This window comes from Burkholderia thailandensis E264, from assembly GCF_000012365.1.
Lineage (GTDB): Bacteria > Pseudomonadota > Gammaproteobacteria > Burkholderiales > Burkholderiaceae > Burkholderia > Burkholderia thailandensis.
The window spans coordinates 1683399-1695016 of record NC_007651.1 but is presented as its reverse complement, the minus strand read 5'-3'; the positions used below and the strand labels follow the sequence as shown (position 1 = coordinate 1695016).

General features: G+C 69.6%; 11 protein-coding genes. 7 read left to right on the top strand and 4 right to left on the bottom strand.

All coding sequences use genetic code 11. The features are described from left to right. Nucleotides 1–15: 15 nt before the first annotated feature. Genes ureE through ureG form a run of 3 tightly spaced genes read left to right on the top strand, consistent with a single transcriptional unit; the run spans nt 16 to nt 2005 of the window. Nucleotides 16–657, top strand: coding sequence for an urease accessory protein UreE (gene ureE / locus BTH_RS19825; RefSeq protein ID WP_009889612.1), 642 nt, complete (start codon nt 16–18; stop codon nt 655–657). After that, nucleotides 644–1324 carry an urease accessory protein UreF gene (locus tag BTH_RS19820; protein ID WP_009889611.1) on the top strand — a complete coding sequence of 227 codons (681 nt, stop codon included), beginning with the start codon at nt 644–646 and terminating at the stop codon, nt 1322–1324. Before ureE ends, BTH_RS19820 begins: the two co-directional genes overlap by 14 nt. Nucleotides 1325–1354: 30 nt before the next feature. Continuing rightward, the gene (gene ureG / locus BTH_RS19815; RefSeq protein ID WP_009889610.1) at nt 1355–2005 is read left to right on the top strand and encodes an urease accessory protein UreG; all 651 of its coding nucleotides are present in this window, start codon (nt 1355–1357) and stop codon (nt 2003–2005) included. 142 nt (nt 2006–2147) lie between these two features. Here the strand turns inward: ureG and waaA are convergent, their stop codons facing one another. From waaA to BTH_RS19795, 4 genes are all read right to left on the bottom strand, one after another. Then, nucleotides 2148–3533, bottom strand: a complete 1386-nt coding sequence (gene waaA, locus BTH_RS19810; protein ID WP_009889609.1) for a lipid IV(A) 3-deoxy-D-manno-octulosonic acid transferase — start codon at nt 3531–3533, stop codon at nt 2148–2150. A 37-nt stretch (nt 3534–3570) separates the two neighbouring features. Next, on the bottom strand, nt 3571–4455 hold the full coding sequence (locus BTH_RS19805) for a Kdo hydroxylase family protein (RefSeq protein ID WP_009889608.1): 885 nt from the start codon (nt 4453–4455) through the stop codon (nt 3571–3573). A 15-nt stretch (nt 4456–4470) separates the two neighbouring features. Next, nucleotides 4471–5538, bottom strand: coding sequence for a lipopolysaccharide heptosyltransferase I (gene waaC, locus BTH_RS19800; protein WP_011402084.1), 1068 nt, complete (start codon nt 5536–5538; stop codon nt 4471–4473). A gap of 108 nt (nt 5539–5646) precedes the next feature. Further along, nucleotides 5647–7065, bottom strand: coding sequence for a phosphomannomutase/phosphoglucomutase (locus tag BTH_RS19795; RefSeq protein ID WP_009889606.1), 1419 nt, complete (start codon nt 7063–7065; stop codon nt 5647–5649). Nucleotides 7066–7222: 157 nt separating this feature from the next. On the opposite strand from BTH_RS19795, the gene BTH_RS19790 reads away from it, so the two are divergent. From BTH_RS19790 to galE, 4 genes are read left to right on the top strand one after another with little or no spacing between them, the layout of a single operon-like run. Next, nucleotides 7223–8557, top strand: coding sequence for an oligosaccharide flippase family protein (locus BTH_RS19790; protein ID WP_009889605.1), 1335 nt, complete (start codon nt 7223–7225; stop codon nt 8555–8557). Beyond that, complete coding sequence (locus BTH_RS19785; protein WP_009889604.1) at nt 8554–9390, top strand: glycosyltransferase; 837 nt, start codon at nt 8554–8556, stop codon at nt 9388–9390. The genes BTH_RS19790 and BTH_RS19785 overlap by 4 nt, the downstream gene beginning before the upstream one ends. 53 nt (nt 9391–9443) lie before the next feature. Then, nucleotides 9444–10580 (top strand): glycosyltransferase family 4 protein, encoded by a 1137-nt coding sequence (locus BTH_RS19780; RefSeq protein ID WP_009904233.1) that lies wholly within the window; start codon nt 9444–9446, stop codon nt 10578–10580. 14 nt (nt 10581–10594) lie between these two features. Continuing rightward, the gene (gene galE, locus BTH_RS19775; protein WP_011402082.1) at nt 10595–11617 is read left to right on the top strand and encodes a UDP-glucose 4-epimerase GalE; all 1023 of its coding nucleotides are present in this window, start codon (nt 10595–10597) and stop codon (nt 11615–11617) included. Nucleotide 11618 lies beyond the last annotated feature (1 nt).

Genomic DNA, 11618 nt, shown 5'->3' with positions numbered 1-11618 from the left:
TTCTGACGAATCAACATGCGCACGATCGACAAACGCATCGCCCCGAACGTGAAGCTCGCCACCGCGCTCGTCGCGCGCGCGCCGACGCTCACGCTCGCCTATGACGCGCGCTGCAAGAGCCGGCTCGCCGCGACGCTCGATACGGGCGAGGAAGTCGCGCTCGTGCTGCCGCGCGGCACCGTATTGCGCGACGGCGACGTGCTCGTCGCCGACGACGGTGCGCTCGTGCGCGTCGCCGCCGCGCACGAAGCCGTGCTGCTCGTGCGCGCGCCCGACGCGCTCACGCTCACACGCGCCGCGTATCATCTCGGCAACCGCCATACGCCCGTCGAAGTCGGCGCCGGCTGCCTGAAGCTCGAATACGATCCCGTGCTCGCCGACATGCTGACTCGGCTCGGCGCGACGATCGAGCGCGCGAACGCGCCGTTTCAGCCGGAAGCCGGCGCGTATGGCGGCGGGCACCGTCACGGGCACGATGCGACGTTCGCCGAGGATTACGCGCTCGCGCAGCAGGTGTTCGACGAGCACCACGGCCGCTCGCACTCGCACTCGCACTCGCACTCGCACGATCACGATCACGATCACGATCACGATCACGATCACGATCATCAGCATGGCCCGTCCTGCTCGCACGGTCACGGTCATGGACACCGCTGAGCTCGTCGCGCTGCTTCATCTCGCGTCGCCGGCATTGCCGATCGGCGCGTTCAGCTATTCGCAGGGACTCGAGGCGGCGCTCGACGCGCCGCTGATTCGCGACGCCGACGGCGCGCGTGACTGGATCGCGAGCGGCCTCGCCGACGTGCTCGCGCACGGCGAGCTGCCGTTCCTCGCGCATCAGCTCGCGCGCTGGCGCGCGCACGACGCGACGGCGCTTGCCGACGCGAACGAGGAATTCATCGCGAGCCGCGAATCGTCCGAGCTGCGCCGCGAGACCGAGCAGATGGGCTGGTCGCTCGCGCAGCTGTGCGCGTCGCTCGAATGGGGCGACGCCGCGCGACGCGCGACGCTCGCGTCGATCTCGCCGATCGCGCTGCCGAGCGCGTTCGCGTTCGCCGCCGCCGCGCACGGCGCGACGCCCGACGCGACGCTCGCCGCATACGCGTTCGGCTGGGTCGAAAACCAGACGGCCGCCGCGATCAAGGCGGTGCCGCTCGGCCAGCTCGCCGGCCAGAAGATCATCGTCGCGCTGCGCGAGCCGATCCGCGACGCGGTGCGCCGCGCGCTCGCGACGCCGCCCGACGAAATCAACACGTTCGCGCCGCAGCTCGGCATCCTGTCCGCGCGGCACGAATCGCAGTATTCGCGCCTGTTCCGCTCATAAGCATCCCAGAACATCGTCACGCACCGAATCATGCACGCACCTCACACCGCGACGGCGCTCCGCCGCACGAAGAAGCTCCCGCCGCTGCGCGTCGGCATCGGCGGCCCTGTCGGCTCCGGCAAGACGACGCTCCTCGAAATGCTCTGCAAGGGCATGCGCGAGCGCTACGACCTCGTCGCGATCACGAACGACATCTATACGAAGGAAGACCAGCGCCTCTTGACGATCGCGGGCGCGCTGCCCGAAGAGCGGATCATGGGCGTCGAGACGGGCGGCTGCCCGCACACCGCGATTCGCGAGGACGCGTCGATCAATCTCGAGGCGGTCGAGCGGATGCTCGCGCGCTTTCCGGATGCGGACATCGTGTTCATCGAATCGGGCGGCGACAACCTCGCGGCGACGTTCAGCCCCGAGCTGTCGGACCTGACGATCTACGTGATCGACGTCGCGGGCGGCGAGAAGATTCCGCGCAAGGGCGGCCCGGGCATCACGAAATCGGACCTGCTCGTGATCAACAAGACGGATCTCGCTCCGCTTGTCGGCGCCAACCTCGACGTGATGGCATCCGACACGAAGAAGATGCGCGGCGAGCGTCCGTACGTGATGTGCAACCTGAAGGCGCTCGACGGCGTGGCCGACGTGATCGCGTTCATCGAGAAGAAAGGATTGCTGACGGTCTGAGCGTCGAGCGCTCGACGCCACGCGATCGCAAAGCCGCACCGTCGCCGCACGACGCCGCAGCCGCCGGCAGCAATGGCAACTTCGTCGATCGCGCCGACGCCACCGCCCTCCTGCACGACGCCGCACACCGGCCGCGCGGCGCTCAGTCGATCGCCGTTCCCGCGTCGAGCCCGCCCGCCTCGCCTTCGTCATTCGCCGACGACGCGACGCGCGGCGGCGGCAGCAGCGCGTTCAGCACGTCGACGGTGCGCGCCGTCGCGCCGCGATGCCGCGCGGCGAATGCGGCGCCTGCCGCGCCCATCGCGGCGCGGCGCGCATGATCGGCGAACAGCGCGTCGAGCGTGCGCGCGAGGTCGGCCGGGTCCTGCACTTGCGCGCACGCGCCCGCCGTGACCGCATCGGCCGTCGCCTGCGTGAAGTTGAACACGTGCGGGCCGATCAGCACCGGCACGCCGACCGCGCAAGCCTCGATCAGATTCTGGCCGCCGAGCGGCAGCAGGCTGCCGCCGATGAACGCGACGTCGGCGGCCGCATAGTACGCGCCCAGCTCGCCCATCGAATCGCCGAGCAGCACCGCGACGTCCGGCGGCAGCGCCGGCGCGGCCGGCCCGCCCGCCGCGGCGGCGGCCGCGTCGGCCGCCCATTCGGTACGGCGCGCGTGGCGCAGCCCGCGGCGCTCGACGAGCGCCGCGACTTCGGCGAAGCGCTGCGGATGACGCGGCACGAGAATCAGCAGCGCATCCGGCGTCCGCAGCGCGGCGAACGCGTCGAGCACGAGCGCCTCTTCGCCGTCGCGCGTGCTCGCCGCCACCCATACCGGCCGCTCGCCGATCGCCGCGCGCCACGCGCGCCCGCGCGCGGCGAGTTCGGGCGGCGTCGTCATGTCGAACTTCAGATTGCCGAGCACCGCGACGTTGCGCGCGCCGAGCGCGGTCAAGCGCTCCGCGTCGGCCGGGCTTTGCGCGAGCACGCGCGAAAAACCGCCGAACACTTCACGAGCCGCTGCGCCGAACTTCGCCGCTCGCCCGAACGAGCGCGCCGACATCCGCGCATTCGTCAGCACGAGCGGCACGTCGGCGCGACGGCATTCGTCGATGAGCGTCGGCCACACCTCGGTCTCCATCACGAGCCCGAGCGACGGCCGCCATGCGCGCAGGAAGCGCCGCACGGCGTGCGGCAGATCGTACGGCAGATAGCAGCGCGACACGCGCTCGCCGAAGATCTGCTCGCCCGTCGCGCGGCCGCTCGGCGTCATGTGCGTGAGCAGCACATGCACGTCGGGCCGCGCGCGCAGCAGCGCGTCGACGAGCGGCTGCGCGGCGCGCGTCTCGCCGACCGACACCGCATGCACCCAGACCACCGGCGTCGCTTCGTCGATGCGGCGCGCGAGCGCGCGCCCCGGCCCGAAGCCGAAGCGCTCGCCGATGTGCTCGCGATAGCCACGCTCCTTGCGCGAGCGCCACACGAGGCGCAGCACCGCGAGCGGCGCGACGAGCCACCACAGCGCGCGATAGATCGCCCTCAGCATCGCGCGGCGGCTCCGGCGAAGAAAACGTCGCGCGCGCTCAAACGAGGGCCCTGCCCTGCAGGCGCTCGAGAATGCCGAGCGGCGCGCGCTCCGGGCGAACCATCGCGCCGACCGGCAGGAAGAAGGTCTGCTCGAGCATGAACTGGCCGGACATCACCGCGTGCGACGCCTGATCGGAGAAGCACACCCATACGCTGCCGGACGGAAACGGTATCGTCTGCTGCGGGCTGCGCTTCTGATAGTCGAGATCGGCCTTCATGCTGTCGTGCAGGTTCAGCATCAGGTGGTCGTACGCGCTTCTGCGCGACTTCGTCACGTGCAGCAGGTGAAGCAGCCACGCGGCGCCCGGCAACTGCGGCTTGATGTGCGGCAAGAAGCGCTTCGCGACGTCCTCGAACGGCTCGCCGACGCGCCACACGCGCGGCACGCCCGCCGGATTCACGTTCGTGAACACGCGCAGGATCCGCTCGCCGTAGTTCGGCCGCGACGGAAACGCATCGACGTGCAGCCGGCTGTCGTCCTTGCGCCACGACGTCTGGCGGGTTTCGACCTGCATCAGGCGCAGGCTCGTCGGCGCGACGCGCAGCTTGCCGCGATACTCGGGAAAGAGCCCGTCGACGAGCGTGCCCGCCTGCTGCTGGAAGCGCGCGATCAGCGCGCGCACGGCCGACTGCGTGACCGCGTCGCCCGCCACGCCCGCGAGCGCGCCGCCGTTCGGCGCGAGACTGATGTTCTTGCGTTTCGGATCGGCGAGCGCCGGATCGAGCAGCGCTTCCTCGCCGCCTTCGATCGCGAAGCGCAGATGCGGGAAGAACAGCACCTTGCCGTCCTCGAGGCCGGCGAGCAGTTGCTCGCGCGGCACGGACAGTTGTTGGCCGCTCCAGTCGGCGGACGCAATTTCGATGATCTGGGATTCGCTCATGATCGCCTGTCGGGATTACAAGAGGCCGAACGACGCGAGGGCGTCCTTCGTCTGCGAAAGGGATGGCGGCGCGCCGGCGGTGCCGAGGTTGACGACGTTGGCCGACCAGTAGCCGCCCGTGCGCCAGGCTGTCGCGAAATTGTACAGTTCGACGGTCGGGCGCTTGAGCGCCGCCGCGATGTGGACGAGGCCGGTATCGACGCCGACCGTCGCGGCCGCACCGTCGATCAAGCCGACGACCGCGGGCAGCGACAGCTTCGGCGGCACGATCGCCGCCGCGCCGAACGCCTTCGCGAGCCGCTCGCTCGTCGCGCGCTCGGCGTCGCTGCCCCACGGCAGCACGAGCGACGCGCCGCGCCGCACGAGCGCCTCGCCCAGGCCGATCCACGCGTCGTCGGGCCACTGCTTGTCGGCGCGCGACGTCGCATGCACGAACACGACGTAAGGCACCGGCAGGTTCAAATCGAGCGACGCGAGCGCGCGCGCCGCGCCGTGCGTGTCGAGGCCGAAGTCGATCGGATCGTCGGGCGCCGGCGCGGGGTCTCCCAGCGCCGCCGCGACGAGTTGCCGCGAGCGCTCGACGACGTGCGTGCGCGGCGCGATCGGCACGCGCTTGTCGTAGAAGAAGCGCACCGGCCATTCGTAGCCGGCGCCGTCGGTGCGGTTGCCGAGGCCGACGAGCGGCCCGCGCGCCCAGCTCGCGACCCACGCGGTCTTGATGAGCCCCTGGCAGTCGATCACGAGGTCGTAGCGCTGTTCGGCGAGACGCCGCCGGAATGCGCGGATCTCGCGCCACGTCTGCGATGCGCTCAGGCGCTTGCGCCAGCGCCGCAGCGAGAACGGCAGCACGTTGCGCACGCCGTCGACGAGCCGCACGAGATCGGCGAAGCCTTCCTCGACGAGCCAGTCGATCTGCGCATCGGGATGGCGCCGGCGAATATCGGCGATCACCGGCATGTTATGCACGACGTCGCCGAGCGACGACACGCGCACGATCAGAATTTTTTGCACGCTGAGAAAAATGGCCGGCGGCGGCCGGCACAGACCGAAAGGACGGATTTTATCGCGCCGGGCGGCCGGCACAGACAAAAAGCGGCGAACGCACGAATGCGTCGCCGCTTTTTCGACGAGGCTTGCGTCAGCGCAAGGTCGGACGAACCGTCCCCGCCGCGCGACGCGTCGCCGTCAAGCTCAGAACGGCAGGTTCGCGCCCGGCTTCGCCGCCTTCAGCGCGCGCCGGAAATCGTCCTGGATTCGCGCGAGCGCCGCGTCGGACGTCGCCTCGAAGCGCAGCACGACTACGGGCGTCGTGTTCGACGAGCGCGCGAGGCCGAAGCCGTCCGGATACTCGACGCGCAGGCCGTCGATCGTCACGACTTCGTCCGCGCCGTCGAACTTCGCGTCGGCGCGCAGCTTGTCGATCAGCTTCACGTTCTCGCCCTCTTCGAGCTTGAGCTGAAGCTCGGGCGTCGACACCGCGTTCGGCAGGCCGTTCAGGAGCGCGCTCGGGTCCGCCACGCGCGCGAGGATCTCGAGCAGGCGCGCGCCCGTGTAGAGACCGTCGTCGAAGCCGTACCAGCGATCCTTGAAGAACACGTGGCCGCTCATCTCGCCCGCGAGCGGCGCGCCGGTTTCGCGCAGCTTCGCCTTCACGAGCGAGTGGCCCGTCTTCCACATCAGCGGCTCGCCGCCCTTCTCGCGCACCCAGCGCGCGAGATTGCGCGTGCACTTCACGTCGTAGATGATTTGCGCGCCCGGATTGCGCGACAGCACTTCCTCGGCGAACAGCATCAGCTGGCGGTCCGGATAGATGATCTGGCCGTCCTTCGTGACGACGCCGAGGCGATCGCCGTCGCCGTCGAACGCGAAGCCGATCTCGGCGTCGGTCGCCTTCAGCTTCGCGATCACGTCCTGCAGGTTCTCCGGGTGCGCCGGGTCCGGGTGATGGTTCGGGAAGTTGCCGTCGATGTCGGTGAACAGCTCGACGAGCTCGCAGCCGAGCGCCTTGAACAGGCGCGTCGCGAGCGGGCCCGCGACGCCGTTGCCCGCGTCGACGACGAGCTTCAGCGGCCGCGTGAGCTTGATGTCGCCGACGATGCGCTCGACGTACTGATCGGCAACGTCGTATTGCTCGTACGAGCCGCTGCCGGTCTCGAAGCGCGCGTCGACGATGCGCTTGTACAGGCCCTGGATCTGGTCGCCGTAGATCGCGGCGCCGCGCAGCACCATCTTGAAGCCGTTGTAGTCGGGCGGATTGTGGCTGCCGGTGACGACGATGCACGAGTCGACGCGGCGCTCGCCGCCCGACAGCGCGAGCGGCACGCTCGCCGCGAAGTAGCCGACCGGCGTCGGCACCATGCCGACGTCGACGACGTCGACGCCCGCCGCGCGCAGCCCGTCCGCGAGCGCGCCGACGAGTTCGGGGCCCGACAGACGGCCGTCGCGCGCGACGACGACCGCGTCGCCGCCCTGCGCGCGCACTTCGCTGCCGAATGCGCGGCCGATCGAGCGCGCGACGTCGGCGTCGAGCGTCTTGCCGATCACGCCCCGAATATCGTATGCCTTGAAGATGGATTGGGAGATCATCGATTCACTCTCTGTGTCGTCCATAAAAGATTTGGCCGCCTCAACGCGAATGCGTAAAAAATTATCGCCCGAACGGACCGACGAGGGGCAACGCAGGGCCCTGCGGATGCCGGAAGCGAATCCGATCCAACTTATAATCGCTGGTTTCAGCTACGCCGATCGCGCCCATTTTAATGCCTGAATGCTTCATCGCAGCAAAACCGCTCCCGCGGTCGGCCGGCCCGGTCATCTCGCGCACGTTGCCGCGCCGCGCGCCATGCTGAAATCCAGGCTTTCGAACCCCGACGTCGCGAAGGCCGTCGCGAACCTCGCGTGGCTCGGGCTCGAGCGGCTCACGCAGATCGGCGTCGCGATCGTCGTGAGCGGCCTGCTCGCCCGCTACTTCGGCCCCGACGCATTCGGCAAATGGCAATACGCGAACACGCTCCTGCTCGTCCTCGCGCCGCTCACGTGGGTGTGCGGCGCGGAGATCCTCGTGCCGACGATCGTCCAGCGCACGGGCGCGCGACTGGGCGCCGTGCTCGGCAGCGCGTTCGCGCTGCGCTTCACCGTATCGGTCGCGGCGCTCGCGCTCACGTGGGCGGCGATCGCCCTGGGTGCGTTCGATCCGCTCGTCGGCGCGATGCTCGCCGGGCTCGCCGTGACGCTCGCGCTGCGCGAGCCGTTCGTCGGCATCGTCAACGCGTGGCTGCAAAGCATGACGTACAGCAAGCCGCAACTGCTCGCGAGCATCGCGGCCGCGCTCGCGAAGATGGCGCTCGTGTGGCTCTTCGTGCGCGCGGCCGCCGCGCCCGCGCGCTTCGGCTGGCTTTGGGCGCTCGAAGCCGCGGCGATCGCGGCCGCGCTGATGTGGTATTACCGCGACCGCAACGGCGGCGCGCTCGGCTGGCGCGTCGAGCGGCCGCTCGTGCGCGAGTTCGCGACGACGGGCACCGTGTTCTGGCTCGGCCTCGTGTGCATGTATCTGTTCCTGAAGCTCGACCGGCTGATGCTCGAGCGCTACGTGTCGTTCGCCGAGCTCGGCCGCTACGCGGCCGCGCAGCAACTGAACGAGAACTGGATCACGCTCGCGCTGATGCTCGCGCAGACGATCGCGCCCGCGTTCGTCTATCGCGTGCAGGACGCGCGGCAACTGCGCCGCAACGTCTGGCGTCTGATCGGCATGACGGCCGCGCTGATGGTCGCGGGCGCGCTCGTGCTCGACCTGCTCGCGGGCCTCATCATCCGCAACGTGTTCGGGCCCGGCTTCGACACGTCGGTCGACGTGTTCCGCTGGGCGGTGTGGCTGTCGGTGCCGGCCGGCATCGAGGCGATCGGCAATCTCGTCGTGCTCAAGTACCAGGCGAAGTTCGTGCTGCTCGCGAAGTGGTCGATGGCGCTCGCGCTCGCCGCGCTCGTCAACCTGATCGCGATCCCCGCGCTCGGCCTCTATGGCGCGCTCGCGGGCCTCGCCGCCGGCTACCTCGCCGCCGCGTCGGTCAATTTCTACTATATTCGCGTGAAGCTGCGCCCATGACGCCCTCTTTCGCCCCGCCCGGCGCCGCCCGTTCGCTCGACGACGTCGCCGTGCTGATCCCCGCGTACAACGCGCACGACGATCTGCTGCGCACGCTGATGTCGTTGCGCGAGGACGCGCCCGTGCACGTGCTCGTCGTCGACGACGGCAGCACGCCGCCCATCGCCGCGCCGGAACTGCCGGGGCTGTCGGTCGACGTGCTGCGGATGCCTCGAAACGGCGGGATCGAGCGCGCGCTCGCGGCCGGCATCGAAGCGCTCGCCAAGCGCGGCTTCCGTTATGCGGCGCGCCTCGACGCGGGCGACCTCGCCGCGCCCGGCAGGCTCGCGAAGCAGCGCGCGTATTTCGACACGCACCCGAACGTCGCGGGCCTCGGCATGTGGACGCAGGTCGTGTCGCGCGACGGCCGGCCGCTTTTCATGCTGACCCCGAGCGCCGATCCGGCGACGCTGCGCCGCACGCGCTTCCTGCGCTCGCCGTTCGTCCATCCGTCGATGATGCTCGACGTGGCGGCGGTGAAGGAAGTCGGCAACTATCGGATCAAATATCGCGCGGCGGAAGACCTCGATCTTTTTTTACGGTTAATGGAACGCTACGATTGCGCGAACTTGCCGGAGCTCGGCTTGTATTACGAATTGAACGAGGGCGGCATCAGCGCGACGAAGCGGCGGCGGCAGATCGCGTCGACGCTCGCGCTCGCGCTGCGCTACTTCGATCCGCTCAATCCGTGCGATTGGCTCGGCGTCGCGAAAAACCTGCTTCATTTTGTAACGCCCTACTCCACGCTGCAGCGCGCGAAGCGCCTGCTGTTCGCGCCGCGCGGCGCGGCATGACGCGCCGCGCGCCGTCGCGTTCGCGCGCGCCCGATTATTTTTTTCAGTCCGACATGAGTTCCGCTTCCGCCCCGCGCATCGTTCTCGTCTGCAATACTGCCTGGGCGATCTACACATACCGGCAAGGCCTGCTTCGCATGCTGATCGCGCGCGGCGCGCAGGTGACGGTGCTCGCGCCGCGCGACCGCACCGTCGAGCCGCTCGTGCGGATGGGCTGCCGCTACGCGGAGCTGCCCGTCGCGTCGAAAGGCACGAGCCCGCGCGAGGACCTGCGCACGCTCGTCGCGCTCTATCGGCACTATCGCGCGATCCGGCCCGATCTCGTGTTCCATTACACGATCAAGCCGAACATCTACGGCTCGATCGCCGCGTGGCTCGCGCGCGTGCCGTCGATCGCGGTGACGACGGGCCTCGGCTACGTGTTCATCCAGCAGAGCCACGCCGCGCGCGTCGCGAAGCACCTGTACCGCTTCGCGTTCCGCTTTCCGCGCGAAGTCTGGTTTCTGAACCGCGACGATCTCGATACGTTTGCGCACGAGCAGCTCCTCGCGCATCCGGCGCGCGCGCGCCTGCTGCACGGCGAAGGCGTCGACCTCGAGCAGTTCGCGCTCGCGCCGCTGCCCGCGCGCGACACGTTCACGTTCGTGCTGATCGGCCGGCTGCTGTGGGACAAGGGCGTGCGCGAATACGTCGACGCGGCGCGCGCGCTGCGCACGCGCTATCCGCACGCGCGCTTCGCGCTGCTCGGCCCGGTCGGCGTCGACAACCCGAGCGCGATCTCGCGGGCCGACGTCGACGCATGGGTGCGCGAGGGCGTGATCGATTATCTCGGCGAGGCGCACGACGTGCGGCCGCACATTGCCGGCGCCGACTGCGTCGTGCTGCCCTCATATCGCGAGGGCGTGCCGCGCACGCTGATGGAGGCGTCCGCGATGGGGCGGCCGATCGTCGCGACCGACGTGCCCGGCTGCCGCGACGTCGTCGCCGACGGCGAAACGGGCCTGCTATGCGCGGCCCGCGACAGCGCGAGCCTCGCCGCGCAACTCGCGCGGATGCTCGACATGAGCGCGGCCGAGCGGCGCGCGATGGGCGAACGCGGGCGGCGGAAAGTCGTCGCGGAATTCGACGAAGCGAAGGTCGTCGAACGTTATCATCAGACAATTTCCGCCCTGACGGGCATCACATTTTGACGGAGCAATCAGCAATGAGCACGAAGGGCACGATCCTCGTCACCGGCGGCGCGGGCTATATCGGTTCGCACACCGCCGTCGAACTGCTCGAGCACGGCTACGACGTCGTGATCGCCGACAACCTCGTCAACAGCAAGCGCGAGGCGATCGCGCGGATCGAGCAGATCACCGGCAAGACGCCCGCGTTCCACGAAGCCGACGTGAGCGACGAACGCGCGCTCGCGCGGATCTTCGACGCGCATCCGATCACGGCCGCGATTCACTTCGCGGCGCTGAAGGCGGTGGGCGAATCGGTCGCGAAGCCCGTCGAGTACTACCGCAACAACCTCGACAGCCTGCTGTCGCTGCTGCGCGTGATGCGCGAGCGCGGCGTGAAGCGGATCGTGTTCAGCTCGTCGGCGACCGTGTACGGCGTGCCCGAGCGCTCGCCGATCGACGAGACGTTCCCGCTTTCGGCGACCAACCCGTACGGCCAGACGAAGCTGATGGCCGAGCAGATCCTGCGCGACGTCGAAGCCGCCGATCCGTCGTGGCGCGTCGCGACGCTGCGCTACTTCAATCCGGTCGGCGCGCACGAGAGCGGCCTCATCGGCGAGGACCCGGCCGGCATTCCGAACAACCTGATGCCGTACGTCGCGCAGGTCGCGGTGGGCAAGCTCGAAAAGCTGCGCGTGTTCGGCAGCGACTACGCGACGCCCGACGGCACCGGCGTGCGCGATTACATCCACGTCGTCGACCTCGCGCGCGGCCACATCGCGGCGCTCGACGCGCTCGAGCGCCGCGACGCGAGCCTCACCGTCAACCTCGGCACGGGCCGCGGCTACAGCGTGCTCGAAGTCGTGCGCGCGTTCGAGAAGGCATCGGGGCGGCCCGTGCCGTACGAGCTCGTCGCGCGCCGCCCGGGCGACGTCGCCGAGTGCTACGCGAACCCCGCCGCGGCGGCCGAGGTGATCGGCTGGAAGGCCGAGCGCGACCTCGAGCGGATGTGCGCGGACCACTGGCGCTGGCAGGAGAACAACCCGCGCGGTTTTGTATAAT

What these genes read in the sequence shown, in the direction of transcription:
- ureE (WP_009889612.1), top strand. Translation starts at nt 16, where the DNA reads ATGCGCACGATCGACAAACGCATCGCCCCGAACGTGAAGCTCGCCACC.
- BTH_RS19820 (WP_009889611.1), top strand. Translation starts at nt 644, where the DNA reads ATGGACACCGCTGAGCTCGTCGCGCTGCTTCATCTCGCGTCGCCGGCA.
- ureG (WP_009889610.1), top strand. Translation starts at nt 1,355, where the DNA reads ATGCACGCACCTCACACCGCGACGGCGCTCCGCCGCACGAAGAAGCTC.
- waaA (WP_009889609.1), bottom strand. Translation starts at nt 3,533, where the DNA reads ATGCTGAGGGCGATCTATCGCGCGCTGTGGTGGCTCGTCGCGCCGCTC.
- BTH_RS19805 (WP_009889608.1), bottom strand. Translation starts at nt 4,455, where the DNA reads ATGAGCGAATCCCAGATCATCGAAATTGCGTCCGCCGACTGGAGCGGC.
- BTH_RS19795 (WP_009889606.1), bottom strand. Translation starts at nt 7,065, where the DNA reads ATGGACGACACAGAGAGTGAATCGATGATCTCCCAATCCATCTTCAAG.
- BTH_RS19790 (WP_009889605.1), top strand. Translation starts at nt 7,223, where the DNA reads ATGCTTCATCGCAGCAAAACCGCTCCCGCGGTCGGCCGGCCCGGTCAT.
- BTH_RS19785 (WP_009889604.1), top strand. Translation starts at nt 8,554, where the DNA reads ATGACGCCCTCTTTCGCCCCGCCCGGCGCCGCCCGTTCGCTCGACGAC.
- BTH_RS19780 (WP_009904233.1), top strand. Translation starts at nt 9,444, where the DNA reads ATGAGTTCCGCTTCCGCCCCGCGCATCGTTCTCGTCTGCAATACTGCC.
- galE (WP_011402082.1), top strand. Translation starts at nt 10,595, where the DNA reads ATGAGCACGAAGGGCACGATCCTCGTCACCGGCGGCGCGGGCTATATC.